Source organism: Rahnella aquatilis CIP 78.65 = ATCC 33071 (assembly GCF_000241955.1).
GTDB lineage: Bacteria > Pseudomonadota > Gammaproteobacteria > Enterobacterales > Enterobacteriaceae > Rahnella > Rahnella aquatilis.
In genome coordinates, this window is the sequence record NC_016818.1 from 2,599,983 (window position 1) to 2,623,042 (window position 23,060).

Consider the following 23,060-nt stretch of genomic DNA (forward strand, 5'->3'; position numbering starts at 1 on the left):
TCACTCACTTTTTTGCATCCTCCTACTGTTGTAGCAATTCGATTCGCCGCCGTAATGACTACGGCAAACCTGAAGGAGTGAGAAAGAATGACGCAAGGTGCGATTGCTCTTGGTCTTGATTTTGGCAGCGATTCCGTCCGTGCCCTGGCTGTGGATTGTCAGACCGGTGCCGAGATGGAAACCGATGTGGTTTATTATCCGCGCTGGAACGAAGGTCGCTATTGTGATGCGGCAAAAAATCAGTTCCGCCACCACCCGCTCGACTATATAGAGGCAATGGAACAGGCGATTAAAAATGTTGTGCAACGTCTGGGCAGCGAACGTGCTGCCCGCGTGGTGGGTATCGGTGTTGATTCTACCGGCTCAACCCCCGCTCCTGTCGATCAGGAAGGCAACATTCTGGCACTGAAAGCGGAATTTGCCGAAAACCCGAACGCCATGTTTGTGCTCTGGAAAGATCACACAGCCATAGAAGAAGCCGAGGAGATCAACCGTCTGTGTCGCAGCGGTGATTTCCCCGACTATTCCCGCTATATCGGCGGTGTTTACTCCTCAGAATGGTTCTGGGCAAAAATCCTGCACGTCTCCCGTGAAGATGCTGCGGTTAAACATGCGGCCGCGTCATGGGTCGAATTATGCGACTGGGTGCCCGCCCTGCTTTCCGGTACCACCGCGCCGGACAAAGTGGTGCGCGGTCGTTGCAGCGCCGGACACAAAATGCTCTGGCATCCCTCATGGGGCGGCCTGCCACCAAAAGAGTTCTTTGCCGCTCTCGATCCGCTGCTGGTTGAACACCTGCCGTATCCGTTGTTTACCGACACAGTCACTGCCGAACAGGCTGTTGGCACACTGACACCTGAATGGGCAGAACGCCTTGGCTTACCGGCCAGCGTGGTGCTGTCGGGCGGCGCATTCGACTGCCACATGGGCGCAGTCGGCGCGGGCGCACAACCTTATACACTGGTCAAAGTGATCGGCACCTCCACCTGCGACATTCTGATCGCCGATAAAGAACGCGTCAATGACCGCGCCATTGCCGGGATCTGCGGCCAGGTCGAAGGCAGCGTGGTACCGGGAATGATCGGGATGGAAGCCGGACAATCCGCTTTCGGCGACATGTATGCCTGGTTCAGTCGCCTGCTGAGCTGGCCGCTGATTCAGGCAGCCAAAGCGCATCCGGAAATGGCACCGCAACTGACCAGCCTGCAAAAAAATCTGCTGACCGATCTCACTGCGGCCTGGGCCGCTCATCCGAAACTGGATCACCTGCCGCTGGTGCTCGACTGGTTTAACGGCCGCCGTACACCGTTTGCCAACCAGCGTCTGAAAGGTGTCATTACCGATATCAATCTGGGCACAGAAGCGCCGGAACTGTTCGGCGGCTTTATCGCGGCAACCGCTTTTGGTGCCCGCGCCATCATGGAATGTTTCGAACAACAGGATATTCCGGTGGAAAACGTGCTGACCCTCGGCGGTATCGCGCGTAAATCGCCGGTCATCATGCAGGTTTGCGCCGATGTGATGAACCGTCCGCTGCAAATTGTCGCCTCGGATCAGTGCTGCGCGCTGGGTGCTGCAATTTTTGCCGCCGTCGCGGCCGGGGAGTTCAACGATGTCCCTGCCGCACAGGAAAAAATGGCCTGCAGCATCGAACGTACGCTGACGCCGGATCCGCAACGCGTTGAGCAATATCAGCGCCTGTACGAACGTTATCAGCAATGGTGTGCCACGACTGAACCGCTGTTTGCAGCGAAACCGGCGCATTAACTCGTATTTCATCTATCCGATATTCAGGAGTAATAAATGGACGCGTTTAAACATCTCGAAGTGTGGTTCGCCATTGGCAGTCAGCATCTGTACGGTCCGCAGGCATTACGTCAGGTAAAAGAGAACGCCGAGAAGGTTGTCAATAGCCTGAACAGCGAAGCCGGTTTGCCGATCAAACTGGTGCTCAAACCGCTGGTGACCACGCCGGACGAAATCACCGCGTTGTGCCGCGAAGCCAACTATGACAATGCCTGCGTGGGCATCATCACCTGGCTGCACACCTTCTCGCCGGCCAAAATGTGGATCGCCGGGCTGAGCATTCTGCATAAGCCGCTGATGCAGTTCCATACGCAATTCAACGCCGAAATTCCATGGGAAACCATGGACATGGACTTCATGAACCTGAACCAGACCGCGCACGGTGGCCGTGAATTCGGTTTCATCGGTGCCCGTATGCGCCAGCAACACAGCGTGGTGGCCGGTCACTGGCAGGACGGCGAATCTCACCGCCGTATCGCCCAGTGGATGCGCGTTGCCGCCGCGAAGAACGAAAGCCAGCACCTGAAAGTGGCACGCTTTGGCGATAACATGCGTGAAGTCGCGGTCACTGAAGGCGATAAAGTGGCTGCACAAATCCAGTTCGGTTACAGCATCAGCGCCTACGGCATTGGCGATCTGGTCAGCGTCATCAATGAAGTCAGCAAAGGCGACATCGATACGCTGGTGGAAGAATACGAAGCCACGTATCGCCTGACGGATGCGGTAAAACTCAACGGCGAACGTCGTGAAAACCTGCTGGATGCCGCCAAAATTGAACTCGGCATGACCCGTTTCCTCGAACAGGGTAAATTCGGCGCGTTCACCACTAACTTTGAAGATTTGCACGGCATGAAACAACTGCCGGGGCTGGCCGTTCAGCGTCTGATGCAGAAAGGCTACGGTTTCGGTGGCGAAGGCGACTGGAAAACGTCTGCCCTGCTGCGCATCATGAAAGTGATGGCCAGCGGCCTGAAAGGTGGCACATCGTTCATGGAGGATTACACCTACCACTTCAAACCGGGCAACGATCTGGTGGTCGGCTCGCACATGCTGGAAGTGTGTCCGTCGATTGCCAAAGAAGAAAAACCGCTGCTTGATGCGCAGTACCTCGGCATAGGCGGCAAGGCGGATCCGGCGCGTCTGATCTTCTCCACCCCGGCAGGCCCGGCGGTCAACGCCAGCGTCATCGACATGGGTGACCGTTTCCGTCTGCTGGTCAATCTGGTGGATACCGTTGAACAGCCACACCCGTTGCCAAAACTGCCTGTTGCCCGCGCTATCTGGAAAGCCCAGCCATCACTGGCCACGGCGGCAGAAGCCTGGATCCTCGGCGGCGGCGCGCACCATACCGTGTTCTCACAGGCACTGGATATCGACGCGCTGCGGTTATATGCGGAACTTACCGGGATTGAATTGCTGGTGATTGATAACGAGACGACGTTGCCGGACTTCAAGAATCAGATCCGCTGGAATGAGGTGTATTACAAACTCTGCAGTCGCTGATTTGTTTGCTCCTCCCACTTCAAAGAGCAGTTTTTTCTTTGCTCCTCCCCCTGCGAAGGGGGAGCAGCTGTGTCGAATGTCAATCCGGCAGCGATTAATTTGCTGCCCATTCACGGCCATCTCGCACCATCGCATTCAGGATTGTCACCAGTTTCCGGATGCATGCTGTTAGCGCAACTTTCTTTAACTTTCCCCGAGCGATGAGACCGTCGTAAAACCTCTTGATTTCCTTATTATTCTTTTTTGCCACCAGCGCAGCCATATACAATGCAGCCCGCACCGCTGAACGCCCTCCCCAGATAGCTCGCTTCCCTTTGAGCTTTCCGCTGTCATGTGAATAAGGGCACACTCCCACCAGAGCACTAATTTTCCTCCGACTCAGTGTTCCTAATTCAGGCAAAAGTGCTAATAACGTCGCCGTCGTTGTTGGGCCTACGCCTTTGACACTGCTCAGGATTTTTGCTTTCTCCTGCCACAGTGGCATCACACGCAACTGTCGTCCAATGTCATCATCGAGATCTTTTATCTGGCTGTTCAGCCACTCGATGTGATGGTGAATGAGTTCCGCAACATCAAGATGGACACCATCAAGGCGGTTTTTTTCCATCGTCCGCATATCGATCAACTGACGCCGTCTTGTCACCATTTGCGCAAGCCGCTGGGTCTGCTCATCACTTGCTACTGTCAGCGGCGGCAACACGACTTGTGCAAAGCGACTCAGCACCATGGCATCAAGTTTGTCCGTTTTCGCGAGATTCCCGAGCGATAAGGAAAAATGCTTAACCTGCCGTGGGTTTACGACCGATACGGGATAGTTTTCCACAGATAAATTTGCGGCTAACACACAGTGATAACGACCCGTAGCCTCCATGACTATCTGTGCAACCTCATAATTTTTAAGCAAATTAATGAAGTCGACATGGCCAGTTTGGTTGTTAGTAAACTTCTGATAGAAATTGCCAACGTTAATAAAAACATCGAAGGTTTCTTTAGAAATATCGACGCCGACAAATGCTTTTGGGGACTGATTCATTATTTCCCGTCCTTGTAGATACGGGCTGGTGCAGGCACCGCCCAGGCAGCTGTTCGGGTTAAAAATGAGCTGACGTAACGCAGGAATGCTCCCCCACGGGCTTGATGTCCCAGAGGCCGGACTTGCTGCTACATCAGTTTAGAACTCGTTAAAATAATAGATGCTTGAAAGAGATTTCAATGATCAACGACGTAAATCAATCATTGAAATGAACATACAAGGCCGGGAGGGGGTTTTAAAGCCAAGCACGCTGTCAAAGTACACTTTAAGTCTTTGAATTTTCATTAATACCCCACCCCAACCCTCCCCTTCGCAGGGGAGGGAGTCGCCCCCAGCCAGTCTTCACATTTCTTAAGCATCCTCGACAAGAACGAACAGAAACTGTCATCCGTCCGTCACATTCCCCCTTTACGCTCACCTGCACTAATAAGTCCCAAAGAGGATAGTACCAACCATGATCATTCCAGCTCATACCAGCGGGAATGCGCCTGCGCGCATGTCTTCTCCCCCCGCGATCGCTATCCATCAGGTGTCCCATTTCTTTGGGAGCAACCAGGTACTCAATCACGTCAATTTATCCGTGCCCGAAGGCACTATCCTCGCCCTGCTTGGCCCTTCCGGCTGCGGGAAAAGTACGCTGCTGAAAATGCTGGCCGGGCTGCTGCATCCGGTGTCGGGGCAGATCAGTTTCGATGGCGAAATCGTCGCCAGCGGGAAACTCAGCGTGCCGCCGGAAAAACGCAATCTCGGCATGGCGTTTCAGGATTACGCTTTGTGGCCACACATGACCGTGCGCCAGAACGTCGCGTTCCCGTTGCAGATGCGCGGTATCCGTGGCGCGGCGCAGCAGGAGAAAGTGATGGCCGCGCTGGAACGTGTCGGGCTGGCAGATTTTGCCTCAAGACGCCCTTCTGAACTTTCCGGAGGGCAGCAACAGCGTGTGGCGCTGGCACGGGCGATCGTGGCCGAGCCGCGCATTTTGCTGTTCGACGAGCCGCTGTCGAATCTTGATCGTGATTTACGCGAAAGCCTGTGTGATGAAATGGCGACATTATTGCGCCAGCTCGGCACCACGGCGGTGTATGTCACCCACGATCAGCATGAAGCCCGCACACTTGCACACCGCATTGCGCGCATGGACAAAGGCACGATCCTCAGCATTGACCAGACTGATCCTTCCGTTGTTTCACCTTTTGTTGCTTAACCTTTGATGGAATGAAAATGATGACCCGCATACACAATAAAAGCACCCACAGCTTTTCCCGTACCAAAACAGGCGTAATGACCGCAATGACTCTTTCTCTCACAATGGCAGCTGGCAGCGCTCAGGCGCTGACGCTCTATACCGCCGGGCCGGGTTCTCTGGCAAAAAAACTGGCAGCAGGCTATGAAAAACAAACCGGCGTAAAAGTCGATGTGTTCCAGGCAACAACCGGCAAAGTGATGGCTCGCCTGGAAGCCGAACAGGCCAATCCGCGCGCCGACGTGCTTATCTCAGCATCCTGGGATACCGCCACCGATCTTGAACAGCGCGGCTGGTTGCTCGGATACCAAAGCCCGAATGCGGCACAGGTTCCTGCGCAATTCAAAACGCCGTATTACGTCGCACAGGGGATTTCCGCACTGGGTATCGTATGGAATACCAAAAGTGGGACTACCGAGCCTAAAGACTGGGGCGATTTAGCCAAACCGGAATTCAAAGACAAAGTGACCACGCCGGATCCGTCTCTTTCGGGTGCGTCTTTAGATTTGCTGATCGGGTTACAAAATGCCCACGCACAGCAGGCCTGGGCACTATTTGAGGATCTGAAAGCCAACGGCATGATCATCGCCGGACCCAACGCACAGGCGCTGACGCCGGTCTTACAGGGCGCTAAAGCCGCGGTATTTGGTGCGGTTGATTATGTGTCTTACGCCAGTATGCAGGACGGTGAATCGGTCAAAGTGATTTTCCCGGACAGTGGTACGGTCATCGCCCCGCGCCCGATGATGATCCTCAAATCCAGTCAGCAGCAAAAAGAAGCCAAAGCCTTTATCGATTACGCGCTGTCGCCTGAAGGCCAGAAACTGGTGGCCGATGCCTGGCTGATGCCAGCCCGTACGGATATCGATGCCAAACGTCCGTTGTTCAAGTCGTTGAAATTGCTGCCGGAGGCTTCTCAGGCTTCTGCATCACGTAAAGATGTTCTCGACCGCTTTGCGAAGCTGTTCAGCCAGCAATAATCTTTTCACGGGCTGTTGCTGACACAGCCCGCTTCTGAGATTTAATCAATGAACAGAAACGCTTTTTTACCGGGCGTGACAGGCGTTGCATTACTGTTGCTGGTCGCACTACCCGTCACGTTTGTCGTTTTGCAGGCCGTCTTCCCGCATCTGGACACCGGCAGTTATTCCGCACCATTCAGCGCCTTTTCACGTGTTTTCGAAGAACCTCAGTTATATGAACTGTTCGCCACTACCTTAAAAGTCGGACTGGGCGTGGCGCTATGCAGCGGCCTGATTGGCGTTCCACTGGGTGCCTTACGCGGCCTGTTTGCACTGCCCGCCGCCGCGCTGTGGGACATCCTGTTTCTGGTGCCCTTCCTTTTGCCGCCGTATATTGCCGCGCTGTCGTGGATGCTGGCGTTACAGACCCACGGCTATGTTCAGCAACTGCTGCCCTGGCTGCATCTGAATAATTTTTTATTTTCGCTGCCCGGCATGGTGGTGGTCATGACACTGAATGTTTTTCCGGTGGTGTATTTTGCGGTGTCACGCAGCATGGCGGCCAGCGGCAGCCGTCTGGCGGATATCGCGCGCATTCACGGCGCGGGTCCGTGGCGGGCATTTGTGCGCATCACGCTGCCCATGGCGTTACCGGCGATGGCATCCAGTTTATTGCTGGCGTTTACGCTGTCGGTTGAAGAATACGGCGTGCCCGGCGCGCTGGGTTCGCGCAGCGCCATTCTGATGCTCACCACCGGCATCGAACAACGTCTCGCAGACTGGCCGATCGATTTGCCCGGCGCAGCAGTGCTTTCCCTGATGCTGGTGGCGATTGCGCTCTGTGCGTACAGCGTTCAGCGCGCGGTGCTGGCAGGCAAAAATGTTGAAAGCATGACCGGCAAACCGGCTGACGTGACGCCAAAACCCCTGGCAGGCTGGACGATCCCGGTGCTGGTTTTGTTTACGGTGGTGGCGCTGATTGCTGTCGCTCTGCCGGTTGCCTCCATGCTGACCACGGCGTTTTCCCGCACGCTTTCCGGCGGGCTGTCGGTGTCCAACCTGACCCTGCGGCATTTTGGCAATCTGTTTGCCGCCCACGGCGACGCGCTTGGTGCGTTGTCCACCAGCCTCAGTCTGGCGCTGGGCACGGCGCTGATCGCCGGGGCAACCGGTTTTCTGGCCTCGTGGCTGGTGGTAGCGCGCAAAATTCGCGGTGCGGCGATGATCGACGGGTTGTCGCTGTTACCGGCCGCGCTGCCAGGGATTGTGGTGGGTGTCGGTCTGATTCTGGCCTGGAACCGCAGTTTCTGGCCGGTGACGCCGTACAACACCTGGGGAATTCTGCTGCTGGCGTACTGCTGCCTGTTGCTGCCTTATCCGGTGCGTTATGTCAGCGCCGCACTGAAGCAGATTGGCGGAAATCTGGATGCCGCCGCACGCGTGCACGGTGCCACGGCGGCGCAGACGCTGCGTCTGATCCTGCTGCCGCTGGTATTCCCGAGCCTGCTGGCGTCAATGATGATGGTGTTTGCGGTGGCGTCGCGCGAGCTGGTGACGTCCCTGCTGCTGTCACCGGCAGGCGTGCAGACCGTGTCGGTGTATGTCTGGCGTCAGTTTGAACAGGGATCGGCAGGAGATGGCATGGCGATGGCGTCGGTTGCAGTGCTGCTGAGCCTGACGCTGATGTTAATTGCGGTCAGGCTGCAACAACGGCCTGTGGCTTAACTTTCCCGCTGCGGTTCAGTGTGCGGACGGTCGCCGGAGGGGATCAGTAAACCGGCGGCGACAGCCAGCACCGAAATCACCGCAGACACGACAAATACCCAGTGCAGCGACGCCGCCACACTGTCGGTCAGCATCGTGAGCTGGTTGCTTTCCATCGTACTGCGAGTCGCTTTATCCATCAGTTGCTGCACCGGGTCACTCACCTGCGGCAGGCGGTATTGAAGATTAAGATTCAGTGTCGCGCCGAGCAATGCGGTGCCCATGGCTGAACCGAGCATGCGGGTAAAGAGTGTGGAAGCAGTAGCAATACCGCGAATGGCAGGCTCTACGCTGTTTTGCACCGATACAATAAACGTGGTGTTACACAGCCCCATGCCCGCGCCAATGGAAAATGCCGCAAGACGCGCCATCCACAAGCCGGACGATGGCGAGAGCAGTAACAGCGCCAGACTGCCGCCTGCCAGCAATAATCCGCCAATGACCGCCGTCATGCGATAGGAGGTTGCCTGCATCAGGCGGCTGCTGACCATGCTCGCCAGCGGCCAGCCAATGGACATCAGTGCCAGCGTAGTGCCCGCCTGTAACGGCGTGCCGCCAAGAACGCCCTGCACATAGGTGGGTAAAAATGCGCTGATGCCCATCATAGTGGCGCCAATGATCAACCCGCCGACGTTTGCGGCAATAATCACTTTATTTTGCCACAGCGCCAGCGGGAACAGCGGCTCCGGCGTTTTACGCTCCTGACGGACCAGCAGCCATGCACTGCAAACAGACAACACCAACAGCACCAGCGCCCCGTATCCCAGCACTTCAGCCTGCAACAACGCCAGCAGTAAGGCCGCCACAGACAGTGTCAGATAACCGGTACCGGCAAGGTCTAACTTGTGCGGTTTACGCTGACCATCCGGCGGCAGGTATTTCACCAGAATCATCATTGCCACCAGACCGATGGGCACATTCACCCAAAACACCACCGCCCACGGGAAATGGGAAACAATAAACGCCCCCATCAGCGGGCCGACAATAGCCGATACACCCCAGACGCTGGACAAGTATCCCTGCGCTTTTGCCCTTTCCTGCGGGCCGTAGACATTGGCAATCAATGTGGTAGCAATGGGCGTGATGGCTCCGGCACCCAGCCCCTGTAAGGCACGAAAGCCAATCATCCAGCCAAGCGAAGGCGCAAATCCGCATAAAACGGAACCGAGCAGAAACAGCGTAGTGCCGATAAAGAACATTTTGCGGCAACCGTATAAATCTGCCAGACGCCCGTAAATGGGCACGCTGATCGCCTGTGTCAGCAGATAGACCGCAAACACCCAACCGAGCAGCGAGAACCCACCCAGATCGCCAATGATGGTTGGCATCGCGGTCGCGACAATAGTCACTTCTACGGCCGCCATAAACATCGACAACATGCAGGCGGCAAGGATTAGAGGTCGGTGAGAAGATTTAACAGCAGACTTTACTTCAGGGTGATTGACGGCCATGTTCTTTGTTTTCTTTAGCATTGTTTTGATGAGTGCACGCAGGCAGATACCAGATTATAGACAAAAAAGAGGCGCCGGGTTTGCACACAGCGCCTGTTAAGGACAGTTTAATGATGACAACATTAGTTATAAGTGTTGATTAAAAAAAGATGATTTATTGAGAAAGCGATTATGCGTCCTCTGGCCTGAATAAATGGATGGGTAAAGTGAGGCGTACGGGGGCTAATAAGTTGGAAAAAGCCAATGACCGGGAGGGAGCAAAATGTCCACTACCATTAGTCCAGCGCGTCAGTCGCCCGGCACTAAATACGAGCTCACCAGCGAAATAAACTCCGCGTTCCCTTTCTATTATCACTCCCCCTTTTTTATGTTCACAGATACCCGTAAGAGAAGTATGTCCATGGACATGTTGATAATCTGCCTTGCCGCAAATAACAGCACCCGGAGCATCATCCATGATAGCAAACACCCAACCACCTCCATTTGGCACAAGGGTGCGTTGAGGATCCATTATATTAACAAGTTTATAATTTCCCGCCGCCTGACGGATAACTTCATAAACATATAACGGATTAGCGGGTTCCTGATCGACACATTTAGGGTCGATCACTTTCATCATTTTGCGTTTAAGCAACATGCTGGTCAATTTTGAATATTGCTGGTTTTCAAGCATTTTATTCCATCCATGATAAATTTTAAAAAACCGTCAGCCTCATACTTTAATCACCGTTTCCAGATTAAAGCTGGACAGGTCGAGAAACTTCGCCATATCGCGACTCTCCGCGCGAGGTAAATACGGAATTTCACCCAGCAGCGGCGCTGAAATATTGGCGCTGATAACGTCAATCGTTTCCTGGTAGTGAGCCAGACAGGGATTAATGCGGTTCGCCACCCAGCCGATCAACGGTAATCCATCAGCGATAATCGCCTGCGCGGTTAATAACGCATGACTGACACAACCTTCCTGAATCCCTACCACTAATACTACCGGCATATTTTGCTGGCGTACCCAGTCAGAATATAAAAGCTGAGACGTGATCAATGTTCTCCACCCGTCGCATCCTTCAACCACCACCGTGTCGGCCTCTTCACGCATGAAATTAAGACCATCAGTCATTATTTCAAAAACATTTTCAGGGAGCTGGCTGACATAAATATCTTCGTCAGCTAATGCCAGCGGGGTTATTTTATTAAAAGGATAAGAAATAGAAGATGACTGCTGGAGTGTTACCGCATCTTTATTTCGAACCCCGTCGGCCAGCTCCTGGCTGCCTGTTGCAATAGGTTTATAGCCTAAAACGCAGCGATCCTGCGCGGCTAAGGCCTGAAGCAAGGCACGTGTGACAATGGTTTTACCTACACGAGCGTCTGTCCCCGTGACGAAAAAGTGCGTTAACATGGAATTCAGGCTCCGGGATCTCTCCGTCTTATTGAAAGATAGTCTCCGGTAAGAAAACACCGCCAGAGACAAAGTAACGACAGAAAGTCTAGGCGATGCGCGATGAGAGCGGTTTGCGTTAGCGCAATGTTTTGTTGACTGTACGTGCGGTTAATGTGCAGGTCTTATATTTTTTTTATTTATCAACAGATGTTAATGGTATATCCAACGTTGATTTCAAATATGCAGGTTATTAGCCTTGTAGCAATTTAATTAAGAGGGATCCGCTATACAACGCGTCTTTCACTAATGCCGCGCCGGGCATCGTTCCCTGATTATAAAATTGTGTCGATTCAAGTTTGATATTTTCGCTATAAGCAGGAAGAGATTGCTGCTGAATACAGGACATTATCGCGGGATGAAGAATATCCTGAGATAAATTAAGCGGTGAGCCGATCAGCACTTTTTCCGGATTAAACAGATTGACCATGATCGCCAGAATGCGCCCGACGCTTTGTCCGACGCTGATGATCACATCACGCGCAAGCTGATCGCCACGGTTTGCTGCATCACACACGGCTTCGATGGTCAGCGATACACCATGCAGTAAGCTGGCCGGAATCGGTACCGCTAATCGCTGACGAACCAGATCCAGAATGCTGTCAGTGCTGGCAACGGTTTCAAGGCAACCATGATTACCGCAATAACAGCGTTTGCCGTAAGGATCCACCTGCGTATGACCAATTTCCGCCACACTGCTGCTGCCGGCATGCAACACGCGCCCGCCAGTGATCACCCCCGCCCCGACGTTGTGATCAATCACCACCTGTACCACATTTTTACAGCCCCGCGAGGCACCGTATAACGACTCGGCCAGCGTCCAGGCACCAATATCATGTTGCACATACACCGGCAAACCGGTGTGTTCCGACAGCGTGTCGCCCAGCGGCATATCAAACACATCATGATAAAACGGCATGCGGTGCACAATGCCGCGGCGTGCGTCAATCATGCCCGGTAAGGTAATGGCGATGGCGGTCAGGCGTTCGAGTTTGCGCTGATGACGGATAAAAAACTGGTCGATTTCGGAAATAATACGTTTCAGCAGCGGTTGCGATGCCTGTTCCGGCAGCGGGAGGACTTCTTCCACCACCAGTTTACTGCTGAGATCACGCAGACCCAGCGTAATGGAACCCAGGCTGATACGTGCTGAAAGATAATGCCAGGCCTGCGTATCGAGCGCTAAACCAATGGCAGGACGTCCGCGGCTGCCGGGATCCTGAAATTCAGTTTCCAGCACCAGATGTGCCTGTATTAACTCACGAACTATCTTGGTGATACTGGCAGGAGCCAGTTGTGCTTTCTTCGACAATTCAATACGCGAAATAGGACCAAACAGATCTATCAGGCGGTATACAGCACCGACATTAGTTTGTTTTATCTGATCGATATGTCCTGGTTGCCCGTCGGGGATCACTCAAGGAACTCCTGTTATTTTCGCGCTTCAAAATAAAGATTAGGGCTATGTTGGGGTTTTTGTCATATGTCGTCAACTATTTGATTCGTTATGTGATTTGGTGCACAAATTGCGTGAAAAGACGCTCAGAATTGACTGGAAATACAGCACCTTCTGACTTTGCGTCCTCATTCTTCGTGTAACAACAAATCCATAAATGCGCGGGCTGCAGCGGTGACAGGTCGCCGGGCGTGATTCACCAGCCAGAGTTCTGTCGTGCCCTGCAGGCTGCCAAATCGTAAATACCGCACGCCCTCGACCTGAATACGCAAATAGGAAGCGGGCAGAATCGACACGCCAAGACCGGCCGCGACCAGCCCGATAATGGTCAGCGGTTCGCCGACTTCCTGGGTGATGTACGGCGTAATCCCCTGTGCTTTGAGCTGGCCGAGAATATCGTCGTAAAGTGACGTGCCGACATCTTTAGAGAAAAACACAAACGGCTGATCGGCAAGGTGTTGAAAAGTCAGTTCCCCTTCTTTAAGCGCATTCAGCGGATGGTCTCTGTGCACCACGGCAATCAGCGGTTCGGAAAGTACGAGATGGTGTTCCAGTTCCTCCGGCAACTCGCCATTGCGCATAATGCCCAGATCCAGTTTTCCCTCCAGCAAGGGGTCGATCTGCTGTTTGCTGTTGAGCTGCTCGATGCGGATATTGACGTCCGGATAGGTCAGCCGAAAACGGTGTAAGGTGCGCGAAACCCGCCGTAAAAACGGCGCTGAAGAAGTCAGACCGAGTGTCAGATTGCCTGATTCACCGCGATGAATGCGTGCCGCCTGAGCTGACGCCTCATCGACCCGCTGCAAAATCTGCCGGGCTTCCTGCAAAAAAGCCTGTCCCGCCTGTGTCAGCCGTACACTGCGGTTGTTGCGATAAAACAGCGTGGCCCCCAGATGGATTTCCAGCGCCTGAATTTGCTGGCTCAGCGGCGGCTGGGAAATGTGCAGACGTTCCGCTGCCCGGCCAAAATGCAGTTCCTCGGCAACGGTGATGAAATAACGCAAATGACGCAGTTCGATGTGGTTCATGATGTGGATCAGTTCACCCTGATTGATACTTTAAACATATCGTTCTTCACTGATTAATATATTAGACAATAACTGTCTCAGCGTTAAAATTCTCACACATTTTAAAATTAAGTTTTACCGCACCCCGTATTAAGGACTTACCGTGAAAACCTTCCGGCGGATTCCCGCTGCACCAGCCAGTGATTCAGTGAATGACGACGAGTTAAATCCGCAAACCCCCGTCGTGCGCTCAGGCCTTAAAACCCCTTTTATCAAACGTGGTACACCGCAATTTATCCGCGTCACACTCGCTCTGTTTTCAGCAGGTCTGGCGACGTTTGCCTTGCTGTATTGCGTTCAGCCAATCCTGCCGGTGTTGTCGCATGATTTCGGCGTTTCACCGGCCACCAGCAGCCTGTCGTTGTCATTGTCCACCGGTTTAATGGCGATTGGCCTGCTGTTTACCGGGCCGGTTTCTGACGCCGTCGGGCGTAAATCCGTGATGGTAGTGGCGTTATTCCTTGCTGCGGGCTGCACGCTGGTCTGTTCCTTTATGCAAAGCTGGGATGGCATTCTCATCATGCGCGCGCTGATCGGCCTGTCGCTGAGCGGTGTGGCGGCCGTCGCCATGACTTACCTCAGTGAGGAAATCCACCCCAGCGTGGTCGCTTTCTCGATGGGTTTATACATCAGCGGAAATTCCATCGGCGGCATGAGCGGACGTTTAGTCAGCGGCGTGCTGACGGACTTCTTCTCCTGGCGTATTGCCGTTGCCGTTGTGGGTTTCTTCGCCCTCGCGGCGGCAATCATGTTCTGGCGCATTCTGCCGCCGTCGAAACATTTCCGCGCCAGCTCGCTGAAACCGCGCAAGATGCTGATTAACTTCAAACTGCACTGGCGTGACAGCGGTTTACCGCTACTTTTCGCCGAAGGTTTCCTGCTGATGGGCAGTTTCGTGACCATGTTTAACTACATCGGTTACCGTCTGCTGTCATCGCCCTACAATCTGAGCCAGGCGATTGTCGGCATTATCTCTGTCGTCTATCTGATGGGTACCTACAGCTCGCCCAAAGCCGGGGCGCTGACCGGCGTTTATGGCCGCGGCCCGGTGTTGATTGGCGCGACAGCGCTCATGCTGCTGGGGATTTTGATCACCGCCTTCTCACCCGTCTGGCTGATTTTCATCGGCATGATCCTGGTCACCGGCGGATTCTTCGCCGCCCACTCCGTCGCCAGCGGTTGGATCGGCAGGCGTGCCCGCCGTGCGAAAGGTCAGGCATCATCTTTATATCTGTTCAGCTACTACGCGGGGTCCAGCGTCGCCGGGACGTTAGGCGGATTCTTCTGGCACGCATTTGGCTGGTACGGGATTACGGGATTTATCAGTTTGATGCTGATTATCGCTGTCGGCGTTGGCTTTAAGCTGATGAGCTTATCCGAGGCGAAAGCGGTTTAACTTGTTTGCTCCTCCCCTGCGAAGGGGAAGGAGCAAACCCAAAAACTACTCGCCTAATTTCCCCATCCGCCTCTGGCTATCCCCCTCAAACAACTGCATCCGCGCGGTATCAATCTGTACCCACACACGGTCCCCTGGTGCAGCATTTGATCTCACCATGCTATAAACACTCAGTTTTTCAGTGCCAAATTTGCCGTGAATAAGTTCGCTCAGGCCGGTCGGTTCAATCAGTGTGATGTCCAGTGGCACCGCGCCCGGTGTGCCCTCTTCGCACAACACAATGGCTTCGGGGCGGACGCCATAAATTACCTCTGTACCACTTTGCAGGTCCATGATTAAAGGATCCACCGGCAACGTCAGTTGCGAATTGATGCGCAATTGCGGAGCCGAATCACCCAGATCCAGCGTGCCGTTGATGAAGTTCATTGACGGCGAACCTATAAAGCTGGCGACGAATTTATTGGCCGGTGTGTCGTACAGTTCCAGCGGTGTGCCGACCTGCTGGATCAGACCGTGGTTGAGCACCACAATGCGGTCCGCGAGGGTCATCGCTTCAACCTGATCGTGCGTCACGTAAACAATGGTGTTTTTCATTCTCTGATGCAGACTTTTGATTTCTATGCGCATCTGCCCGCGTAACTGCGCATCCAGATTGGAAAGCGGCTCGTCGAACAAAAACACCTGCGGTTCGCGCACGATCGCCCTGCCCATTGCCACGCGCTGACGCTGCCCGCCGGAAAGCTCCTTCGGACGACGATGCAGCAACGCGGTCAGGCCGAGGATATCGGCGGCTTTATTCACCGCTTCATCAATCTCGGCTTTCGGGCGTTTTTGTACTTCGAGGCTGAACCCCATGTTGCGTGCCACGGTCATGTGCGGATACAGCGCATAACTCTGGAATACCATCGAGATATCACGGTCTTTGGGTGCCACCTGATTCATCAGACGCGAACCAATGCGAATATCCCCCGCCGTTGCCAGTTCAAGTCCGGCAATCGTGCGCAACAGGGTCGATTTACCGCAACCGGACGGCCCGACCAGCACCACAAACTCACCGTCTTGAATGGTCAGGTTAATGTGTCGCAACACTTCGACATTTTCGTAACGTTTTTGAAGATCGGAAATCGTAATCTGAGCCATAAAATTATCCTTTTACCGCACCGGCAGTCAGCCCCTGAACCAGGTAACGCTGAATAAACGCAAAGAACAGACAGGCAGGAATAAGCGCCAGCACAGCCGCTGCCATCATGTCGCCCCATGAAACCGCGAATTTCGACACAAAACTGAGTAAGCCAACCGGGAAGGTCATCACCTCGTTTTTGTTGATGAGCATCAGCGAAAACAGCAGTTCGCTCCACGCGGCAGTGAACACAAAACCTAAGGTTGCCGCCATACCCGGCAAGGTTAGCGGGATGATGACTTTGCGCAGCGCCATAAAACGGCTGCACCCTTCCAGCATCGCGGATTCTTCCAGATCCTTAGGAATGCTGTCGAAAAATGACTGCATCAGGAACGTGGCAAACGGCACGTTAAAGGCGGTGTAAATCAGGATCAGTCCGGTCAGGCTGTTGGTCAGCCCGAGCGGTGCCATCACTTTGTAAATGGGCGCGAGGATCATCACCAGCGGGAACATCTGGGTAAACAGCAGCAGCGCGGCCATCACCGTTTTGCCACGAAAACTGAAGCGGGAAAATGCAAAGCCCGCACCGGCAGCAATGATTGTGGTCAGAAATGCCGTGCCGAAGGACACAATCAGGCTATTGAAGAAATACAGCGGAAACTGGCTTTCAGTAAACACGCGCTGAAAATGCGTCAGCGTCATCTCACCCGGCCACATCCGCACGCCTTCGCTGTAGAGCAGTTTGTCCGGCGTGACTGAGATTTTGATCAGCCAGTAAATCGGGAACAACGCGAACACCAGGTAAAACAAAATCCCCAGCCGGTGGCCGCCCTTGCGCAGCCAGGTGTGGAATGACAATGCGTTCATGTGGGCCTCCTTATTTCAGCAACTGATGGCGGATGCGCAGTAAAACCAGCGCGTAAAACGTCATCAACACCAGCAGGAACACCGCCATCGCCGACGCATAACCAAAGTCGAGTTTGCGGTATGCAGTGGTGAAGATGAAACTCGACAGAATCGAGGTGGAATTCGCCGGACCGCCGTCAGTCATCACCACAATCAGGTCGGCGAAATTCGCAATCCAGATGGTGCGCAGCATCACCGTGATGGCAATCATCGGTGCCAGAAACGGCAGTGTGACTTTGCAAAACTGCTGCCAGCCGGTCGCCCCGTCCATCGCCGCCGCTTCGTACAAATCTTTCGGAATCGACTGCAACGCTGCCAGCAAAGTAATGGCGAAGAACGGAATGCCGAACCAGACGTTCGCCACCACCGGGCCGTACAGCGCCAGTTGCGGATCAGACAGAATATTGTACGGCTCGGAGATGATATGCAGATCAGTCAGCCAGTAAGGCAGTACGCCGATCACCGGATTGAGCAACCATGCCCAGGTCAGGCCGGAGAGAAACGCCGGAACCGCCCACGGCAGAAACACCAGCGCCTGCACCCAGCGGCGACCGGGGAATTCGCGGTTGAGCAATAAGGCTAATCCCAGCCCCAGCGCAAACTGCAACACCAGCGAAGTCAGTGTCCAGTTGAAGGTATGGCGCAGTGCGGCATAAAAATGCCGGTCATCGAACATAGTACGAAAGTTATCCAGCCCCACCCAGCCGGTATCGAAAGGATTAAGCAACTGTATGTTCTGAAAAGCATAGGAAATGCCGATAGCCATCGGAACAAAGATAAACAGGCCAATCAGCACCAGCGTCGGGCTGAGATAAACCCAGGGTTCCAGCAGCGCCCGCAAACGTGGGAAGCGCGGCGCGGCAACGGTGTCTGGCGGTGAAACTTCCAACATCATGACGCGTCTCCGTTGAGAGGAATGGGGAACTCCGGCCGCAGATTTGCGCCGGAGGCATCCGGTTTACTTTTGTGCAGCCAGCCAGGCTTTCTGTTCTTTGGTCAGGTATTTCGCCCAGTCTTTCACCATGCTTTCAGTGTCGTTCTGGCCGAGCAGCGTTTCCTGCGAACTGTCTTTCACAATCACCGAGTTGAAATAGCCCCAGCCTTTGAGGTGCGTCGGCATGGTCAGCGGGATGTAATCCGGGCTGTTCAGCTCGGCAAACCAGCCTGCAAACTGCGGCGCGTGGTAATACGCATCCTGCTCTGCGCCCTTATAAATCGGTAAGGTGCCAACGAATTTCGACCAGGTAAGGTTGTTTTCTTTATTACTGAGGAAGGAAATCAGATCCCAGCTTTGATCCTGATGTTTGCCCTGTTTGAACATCGACCAGCCGGTATAACCGATGGTCGGATAGGCTTTACCGTTCGGCCCGAGCGGCATCGGCGCAACGGAGAAATCGTCCGGGTTCATGCTGTTTTTGATGGCGATCAGCGCGTCCGGATCCTGATCGAGCATGGCGCATTTACCGGAGTAGAAACCGGAGACGATTTCGTTAAAGCCCCAGTTAACACTGTCTTTTGGTGCATAACCCTTCTGGTACATGTCCACCAGGAACTGCGCGCCTTTGACCGCGCCCGGTTTGGTCAGCGTGCTGTTGCCGTCTTTGTCGAAGAACTCCGGCGAACCGTTCATTGCCGCCATAAACATCATCCAGGCATTCGTGCCGCCGACGCCGCCGCGCATGCAATAGCCGCTGATACCGTTGCCCAGCGCGCTGATTTTCTTTGCATCCGCCATAAACTCATCCATGGTTTTCGGCGCGTCGGTCAGGCCTGCCTGCTGAAAGAGTTTTTTATTCCAGAACATCGCCCGCAGATAAAAACCGTACGGGATCATGGTGGCGGTGCCGCCGGAAGACCGCGCCATGGTCAGTGTTTTGTCGGTCAGATCCGGCGTGCCCGTCCAGCCTTTCAGGCGCGGTTCGAGATCAGCCAGCATGCCGTTACTGGCATACAGCCCCTGCCAGGTATCCGGCATTTCCACCACGTCCGGGTATTGTCCGCTCTGGATCATGGTGCCAAGCTTTTCAAACGCCTGTCCCCACGGCAGCGACACCACCTCGATCTCGACATCCGGATGCTGCGTTTTGTAATCGGTTAACATTTTTTGCAGCATTTCGGTACGCGCCGGGCTGGTGATCACTTCCACCAGCGTCAGTTTGGTGGCGGCAAAACTGGCACAGGAAAACAGGCTGACGCTGAGCGCCAGCAGGCTGAGCACATGACGTTTCGGGTGTCGCATAATCTTGATTCTCCACGGTGAAAAAAGTCGGAACACAGGAACGGTCTTTGAAAAAAGGCCTCAGGAACAGGCGCTTTCGATGGCGTTTTTCAGGTCACGCCATAAATCTTCGGTCTCTTCCAGCCCGATAGAAATGCGGATCACGCGGGGCGATACACCGAAATCGATCGCCGAGTTGAATTCACCCGCCTGGTTCAGCACAGAAATGGCCGGCATCACCAGGCTTTCGAAACCGCCCCAGCTCACCCCCATACGGAACAAGGTCAGCGCATTGCAGAACGTCGGAATGTCGATGCCTTCGCTGAGCTCAAACGAGAACAGTCCGCTGTAGCCGGTCAGCGTGGAAGTCGGCAACGGGTCAAGCCCCGGATGATTCACCTGCGTGATGCGTGAATAGCCCTGCAACCGGCGCGCCAGTTCCAGCGCACTTTCGTGATGCTGGCGCATACGCAGCGGCAACGTGCGCAGGCCGCGCAGCAGCAGCCAGGCTTCATTGGCAGAAAGTTTGCCGCCTAAAAACGGGCTGATATAACGGCTGATGGCGCTGATGCGTTCTGTACTTGAAATCACCAGCCCGGCGACCACGTCGCTGTGCCCGCTGATGTATTTCGACGCGGAATGAATGACCAGATCGATACCTGCCGCCAGCGGTTTCTGGAAGACCGGCGACGCCCAGCTGTTATCGATCATCGTTATTACGCCGTATTTTTTGGCCAGCGCGGCAATGGCTGGCAGATTTTGCTCGCCCATCACCCAGCTGTTCGGGCTTTCGAGATATAACAGTTTCGCCCCCTGAATCGCCGCCTCCAGCGCGGGCAATGAACCGCCATCGACAAACTGTGTTTCGATCTGAAAGCGGGTGCAGAACCCGCGCAGGAAACGGTAGGTGTCCGGGTAGACGTGATCCACGCACACCACCTTATCGCCGGGACCGGCCACGCTGAGAATGGCGTTACTGATCGCCGCCATGCCGCTGCCGAAGGCCAGACAGGCTTCGCCGCGTTCCAGTTGCGCCACTTTTTTCTGCAATTCCACCACGGTCGGATTATCCACGCGGGAATACAACGCGTGGTCGCTGTCACCGCGAAAACGGGCGATCATGCTGTCATAATCAGTGAAACTGAATAACGACGACTGATAAATTGGCGGCGAAATTGCGCCGCGATCGTGGCGGACGTCGTGCACTAAATGCGTGTTTTCACTTAACTCAACAGGCTGGCTCTTATCATCTTGCTGCATTGATCACTTCCTTCATGTCACGTTCGGTTATGTTCAGAATGTCATTGCTCAGCCTGCGCGCGTTTTCCGGTTCGCGGCGCGCAATGGCTTCAAATAATGTGCGGTGCAGCGGAAAGGAGTCGCTGAACAGCGCCTGCTCAGGCGGCGATTCGAAAAAGGCATGCAGCAGGTCGTAAATGCCGCCTACCATTTGCAGCAACAGCGGGTTATGTGCGGCGCTGTAGATCGCCGCGTGAAACTGCCAGTCTTCAGCCCCGGCGGAACCGACGCGCAGATGTACTTTTTCCATCACATCAAGTTTTTGTTCGATGAACAGCAAATCGCCCGGCGTGGCACGCACCGCCGCCAGCGCCGAAGCCTCGCATTCGATGATCCGGCGCACTTCCAGTGCATGCAGCATGGTGGCGGAGTCATTTTTAAAGCGCAGGGACAGAAAGCTGTCGTTTGCGGTAATTTCAGACTGCAAGAACGTGCCGCTGCCTTTTTTGCGCACGATAATCCCCAGCGCCTCCCAGCGTTTCAGCGCCTCGCGCACCGTGTTGCGACTCACCGCCAGCCCTTCGGCCAGCACGCGCTCGGGTGGCAATTTCTCGCCGATACGGGTACCGGACTGCGCCACATAACGGGTCAGCGCATCGAGCACCAGCGTGTCGCTTTGTTGTGGCGCGATCGGATGCAATAAATGTATTTCGCCGCTCATTGGCTTCTCCGCACATTGTTTTCAACGGACACCGGTCCAAATTGGCCCAACAACTCAACCTGTGGACCCCTTTGCAATTTATCTGCCAGTTTGCAGAATCGCCGTTAAGTGAATGATTAACAGGCAATACGGGTGAATAATGTTCCAAACGGGAAGATGACGGGCAGATCGCGGTGGTGCAAAAAAAGCCGGATGTGTTGTACCGCTGTGCAGGAAATGTTCAGTGATGTAGCACGGGATGGATTGACGTGCAGGAGTGCAAATGATAACTGTTATCATATAAATTCATTCGGCCAGGCAGGTGGTTATGACACCGGATACAAAGTCTTCAGCAGCATCCTGCTGCATTGTCGGGGGCGGTCCTGCAGGATTAATGCTGGGATATCTTCTGGCGCGTAAGGGAATTAACGTCACCGTGCTGGAAAAACACCGTGACTTTTTGCGTGATTTTCGCGGCGATACCATTCACCCTTCGACACTGGATATCATCTGGCAACTGGGTTTTCTCGACGAGTTTCTCGCCCTGCCGCATCAGCGCGCTGAAAAGCTGTATGGCGAGATCAACGGTCAGGAAACCACGCTGGCGGATTTCAGCCACTTACCGACGCAGTGCAAATTTATCGCGTTTATGCCGCAGTGGGATTTCCTCAATTTTATCGCCGTCAAGGCAGCACAACTGCCCAATTTCCGGCTGATCCATAACGCGCAGGTGCTGTCGTTGCTGGAGGATAAATGCCAGGTATCCGGCGTTCTTGCTGAAGTGGATGGCGAAACGCAACATTTTGATGCAGATCTGGTCGTCGGTTGTGACGGGCGTAATTCCATCGTGCGCGAACAGGCCGGGATGGAAATCCGCCGTTATGGCGCGCCGCGTGACGTGTTATGGCTGAAAATCCCCAAACGTCCGGACGATCCGCAGTGGTCAATGGGCCATCGCGGCCCGAAGAAAAACTTCATCATGATCGACCGGGGTGATTACTGGCAGTGTGGGTATTCGATCCCGAAAGACAGCCTGGATGCGCTCAAAGCACAGGGCATCGCGCCTTTTCTCGACCTGCTGGCGGAAGTATCACCGTTCGAACGCGCCAGGCTTCAGGAAGACATCACCGGCTGGGAAGGCGTCCGCCTGCTGGTGATCCGCATTGACCGCCTGAAAGAGTGGGCAAAGCCGGGTCTGTTGTGCATCGGCGACGCGGCACATGCGATGTCACCCATCGGCGGTGTCGGTGTGAATCTGGCGATCCAGGATGCGGTGGCGACGGCGAATATCATCACTGAACCCCTGAAGGCCGGACGCCTGACGCTGCGGCATTTAAAACGCATCCAGCGCCGCCGCGCGTTCCCGACGTGGGCGACGCAGGCGTTGCAGATAATGATCAGTAAAGCAGGACAGAAACAAAGGAAGCGCGCCCCTTCACGGCTGGAAGCGTGGCTGCGCGGGCGGAAATTCATTCCGTTTCTGTTTGGACGCCTCATTGGCGTGGGATTTTATCGGGAAATCCCGAAGCTTTGATTTTGGGTTTGCCATCCGAACCGCCTTTAGGTCAACACCTTGGGTTGCCACCCAAACTGGCCTTAAGGTCAAGGTCGTGGGCTCGCCGCCCACACTGGCCTTAAGGTCAACACCTTGGGTTGCCACCCAAACTGGCCTTAAGAGGCGCCTATCGCCGCGCCTCTTAAGAATCTCCGGCTCTTTCACTGCGCGCTCCGCTCGCTGGCTATGTTTCAGGTATCACG

General features: G+C 54.5%; 19 protein-coding genes. 7 read left to right on the plus strand and 12 right to left on the minus strand.

Annotated features, from left to right (window positions below; genetic code table 11):
* Window positions 1-87 precede the first annotated feature (87 nt).
* Together RAHAQ2_RS11760 and araA are read left to right on the plus strand one after the other, a co-directional pair.
* A complete protein-coding gene (locus RAHAQ2_RS11760; RefSeq protein ID WP_015697442.1) occupies window positions 88-1,767 on the plus strand; it encodes a ribulokinase in 1,680 nt (559 codons plus the stop codon).
* A gap of 36 nt (window positions 1,768-1,803) precedes the next feature.
* Window positions 1,804-3,309 (plus strand): L-arabinose isomerase, encoded by a 1,506-nt coding sequence (gene araA / locus RAHAQ2_RS11765; protein WP_015697443.1) that lies wholly within the window; start codon window positions 1,804-1,806, stop codon window positions 3,307-3,309.
* Window positions 3,310-3,403: 94 nt separating this feature from the next.
* Here the strand turns inward: araA and RAHAQ2_RS11770 are convergent, their stop codons facing one another.
* Window positions 3,404-4,342 carry an IS110 family RNA-guided transposase gene (locus RAHAQ2_RS11770; protein WP_014333317.1) on the minus strand — a complete coding sequence of 313 codons (939 nt, stop codon included), beginning with the start codon at window positions 4,340-4,342 and terminating at the stop codon, window positions 3,404-3,406.
* Window positions 4,343-4,796: 454 nt separating this feature from the next.
* Between RAHAQ2_RS11770 and RAHAQ2_RS11775 the strand changes: the two genes are divergently transcribed.
* Genes RAHAQ2_RS11775 through RAHAQ2_RS11785 form a run of 3 tightly spaced genes read left to right on the plus strand, consistent with a single transcriptional unit; the run spans window position 4,797 to window position 8,272 of the window.
* Window positions 4,797-5,546, plus strand: a complete 750-nt coding sequence (locus RAHAQ2_RS11775; RefSeq protein ID WP_015697444.1) for an ABC transporter ATP-binding protein — start codon at window positions 4,797-4,799, stop codon at window positions 5,544-5,546.
* A gap of 17 nt (window positions 5,547-5,563) precedes the next feature.
* A complete protein-coding gene (locus RAHAQ2_RS11780) occupies window positions 5,564-6,565 on the plus strand; it encodes an ABC transporter substrate-binding protein (protein WP_015697445.1) in 1,002 nt (333 codons plus the stop codon).
* A 48-nt stretch (window positions 6,566-6,613) separates the two neighbouring features.
* The gene (locus RAHAQ2_RS11785) at window positions 6,614-8,272 is read left to right on the plus strand and encodes an ABC transporter permease (RefSeq protein WP_015697446.1); all 1,659 of its coding nucleotides are present in this window, start codon (window positions 6,614-6,616) and stop codon (window positions 8,270-8,272) included.
* Here the strand turns inward: RAHAQ2_RS11785 and RAHAQ2_RS11790 are convergent.
* The 5 genes from RAHAQ2_RS11790 to RAHAQ2_RS11810 form a co-directional block, all read right to left on the minus strand.
* Window positions 8,269-9,762 (minus strand): MDR family MFS transporter, encoded by a 1,494-nt coding sequence (locus RAHAQ2_RS11790; protein ID WP_015697447.1) that lies wholly within the window; start codon window positions 9,760-9,762, stop codon window positions 8,269-8,271. The two genes, RAHAQ2_RS11785 and RAHAQ2_RS11790, sit on opposite strands and share 4 nt — an antisense overlap.
* Before the next feature lie 169 nt (window positions 9,763-9,931).
* Window positions 9,932-10,435 (minus strand): hypothetical protein, encoded by a 504-nt coding sequence (locus RAHAQ2_RS11795; protein WP_015697448.1) that lies wholly within the window; start codon window positions 10,433-10,435, stop codon window positions 9,932-9,934.
* Between the two features lie 39 nt (window positions 10,436-10,474).
* Window positions 10,475-11,161 carry a dethiobiotin synthase gene (gene bioD, locus RAHAQ2_RS11800; protein WP_015697449.1) on the minus strand — a complete coding sequence of 229 codons (687 nt, stop codon included), beginning with the start codon at window positions 11,159-11,161 and terminating at the stop codon, window positions 10,475-10,477.
* Window positions 11,162-11,393: 232 nt separating this feature from the next.
* A complete protein-coding gene (gene mlc / locus RAHAQ2_RS11805; RefSeq protein WP_015697450.1) occupies window positions 11,394-12,617 on the minus strand; it encodes a sugar metabolism global transcriptional regulator Mlc in 1,224 nt (407 codons plus the stop codon).
* A 167-nt stretch (window positions 12,618-12,784) separates the two neighbouring features.
* Window positions 12,785-13,684: a LysR family transcriptional regulator gene (locus RAHAQ2_RS11810; RefSeq protein ID WP_015697451.1), complete on the minus strand. Its 900-nt coding sequence runs from the start codon at window positions 13,682-13,684 to the stop codon at window positions 12,785-12,787.
* A 187-nt stretch (window positions 13,685-13,871) separates the two neighbouring features.
* Here RAHAQ2_RS11810 and RAHAQ2_RS11815 point away from each other — a divergent pair, with 187 nt between their 5' ends.
* Window positions 13,872-15,119 carry an MFS transporter gene (locus RAHAQ2_RS11815; protein ID WP_238532083.1) on the plus strand — a complete coding sequence of 416 codons (1,248 nt, stop codon included), beginning with the start codon at window positions 13,872-13,874 and terminating at the stop codon, window positions 15,117-15,119.
* Between the two features lie 45 nt (window positions 15,120-15,164).
* Here the strand turns inward: RAHAQ2_RS11815 and RAHAQ2_RS11820 are convergent, their stop codons facing one another.
* The 6 genes from RAHAQ2_RS11820 to RAHAQ2_RS11845 form a co-directional block, all read right to left on the minus strand.
* Window positions 15,165-16,259: an ABC transporter ATP-binding protein gene (locus RAHAQ2_RS11820; RefSeq protein WP_015697453.1), complete on the minus strand. Its 1,095-nt coding sequence runs from the start codon at window positions 16,257-16,259 to the stop codon at window positions 15,165-15,167.
* Window positions 16,260-16,263: 4 nt separating this feature from the next.
* Complete coding sequence (locus RAHAQ2_RS11825) at window positions 16,264-17,106, minus strand: carbohydrate ABC transporter permease (protein WP_015697454.1); 843 nt, start codon at window positions 17,104-17,106, stop codon at window positions 16,264-16,266.
* A 10-nt stretch (window positions 17,107-17,116) separates the two neighbouring features.
* The gene (locus RAHAQ2_RS11830) at window positions 17,117-18,040 is read right to left on the minus strand and encodes a carbohydrate ABC transporter permease (protein WP_015697455.1); all 924 of its coding nucleotides are present in this window, start codon (window positions 18,038-18,040) and stop codon (window positions 17,117-17,119) included.
* 63 nt (window positions 18,041-18,103) lie between these two features.
* Window positions 18,104-19,384 carry an ABC transporter substrate-binding protein gene (locus tag RAHAQ2_RS11835; protein ID WP_015697456.1) on the minus strand — a complete coding sequence of 427 codons (1,281 nt, stop codon included), beginning with the start codon at window positions 19,382-19,384 and terminating at the stop codon, window positions 18,104-18,106.
* Window positions 19,385-19,444: 60 nt separating this feature from the next.
* Window positions 19,445-20,623, minus strand: a complete 1,179-nt coding sequence (locus RAHAQ2_RS11840; protein WP_015697457.1) for an aminotransferase class I/II-fold pyridoxal phosphate-dependent enzyme — start codon at window positions 20,621-20,623, stop codon at window positions 19,445-19,447.
* The gene (locus RAHAQ2_RS11845; RefSeq protein ID WP_015697458.1) at window positions 20,610-21,323 is read right to left on the minus strand and encodes a FadR/GntR family transcriptional regulator; all 714 of its coding nucleotides are present in this window, start codon (window positions 21,321-21,323) and stop codon (window positions 20,610-20,612) included. The genes RAHAQ2_RS11840 and RAHAQ2_RS11845 overlap by 14 nt, the downstream gene beginning before the upstream one ends.
* Before the next feature lie 307 nt (window positions 21,324-21,630).
* On the opposite strand from RAHAQ2_RS11845, the gene RAHAQ2_RS11850 reads away from it, so the two are divergent.
* Window positions 21,631-22,836: an FAD-dependent oxidoreductase gene (locus RAHAQ2_RS11850; protein ID WP_015697459.1), complete on the plus strand. Its 1,206-nt coding sequence runs from the start codon at window positions 21,631-21,633 to the stop codon at window positions 22,834-22,836.
* Window positions 22,837-23,060: the final 224 nt, after the last annotated feature.

Coding starts and splice junctions, on each gene's coding strand:
- RAHAQ2_RS11835 (WP_015697456.1), bottom strand. CDS start 19,384: ATGCGACACCCGAAACGTCATGTGCTCAGCCTGCTGGCGCTCAGCGTC.
- RAHAQ2_RS11825 (WP_015697454.1), bottom strand. CDS start 17,106: ATGAACGCATTGTCATTCCACACCTGGCTGCGCAAGGGCGGCCACCGG.
- RAHAQ2_RS11850 (WP_015697459.1), top strand. CDS start 21,631: ATGACACCGGATACAAAGTCTTCAGCAGCATCCTGCTGCATTGTCGGG.
- bioD (WP_015697449.1), bottom strand. CDS start 11,161: ATGTTAACGCACTTTTTCGTCACGGGGACAGACGCTCGTGTAGGTAAA.
- RAHAQ2_RS11810 (WP_015697451.1), bottom strand. CDS start 13,684: ATGAACCACATCGAACTGCGTCATTTGCGTTATTTCATCACCGTTGCC.
- RAHAQ2_RS11780 (WP_015697445.1), top strand. CDS start 5,564: ATGATGACCCGCATACACAATAAAAGCACCCACAGCTTTTCCCGTACC.
- RAHAQ2_RS11770 (WP_014333317.1), bottom strand. CDS start 4,342: ATGAATCAGTCCCCAAAAGCATTTGTCGGCGTCGATATTTCTAAAGAA.
- RAHAQ2_RS11830 (WP_015697455.1), bottom strand. CDS start 18,040: ATGATGTTGGAAGTTTCACCGCCAGACACCGTTGCCGCGCCGCGCTTC.
- RAHAQ2_RS11795 (WP_015697448.1), bottom strand. CDS start 10,435: ATGCTTGAAAACCAGCAATATTCAAAATTGACCAGCATGTTGCTTAAA.
- RAHAQ2_RS11785 (WP_015697446.1), top strand. CDS start 6,614: ATGAACAGAAACGCTTTTTTACCGGGCGTGACAGGCGTTGCATTACTG.
- RAHAQ2_RS11845 (WP_015697458.1), bottom strand. CDS start 21,323: ATGAGCGGCGAAATACATTTATTGCATCCGATCGCGCCACAACAAAGC.
- RAHAQ2_RS11790 (WP_015697447.1), bottom strand. CDS start 9,762: ATGGCCGTCAATCACCCTGAAGTAAAGTCTGCTGTTAAATCTTCTCAC.
- RAHAQ2_RS11760 (WP_015697442.1), top strand. CDS start 88: ATGACGCAAGGTGCGATTGCTCTTGGTCTTGATTTTGGCAGCGATTCC.
- RAHAQ2_RS11775 (WP_015697444.1), top strand. CDS start 4,797: ATGATCATTCCAGCTCATACCAGCGGGAATGCGCCTGCGCGCATGTCT.
- RAHAQ2_RS11840 (WP_015697457.1), bottom strand. CDS start 20,623: ATGCAGCAAGATGATAAGAGCCAGCCTGTTGAGTTAAGTGAAAACACG.
- RAHAQ2_RS11820 (WP_015697453.1), bottom strand. CDS start 16,259: ATGGCTCAGATTACGATTTCCGATCTTCAAAAACGTTACGAAAATGTC.
- araA (WP_015697443.1), top strand. CDS start 1,804: ATGGACGCGTTTAAACATCTCGAAGTGTGGTTCGCCATTGGCAGTCAG.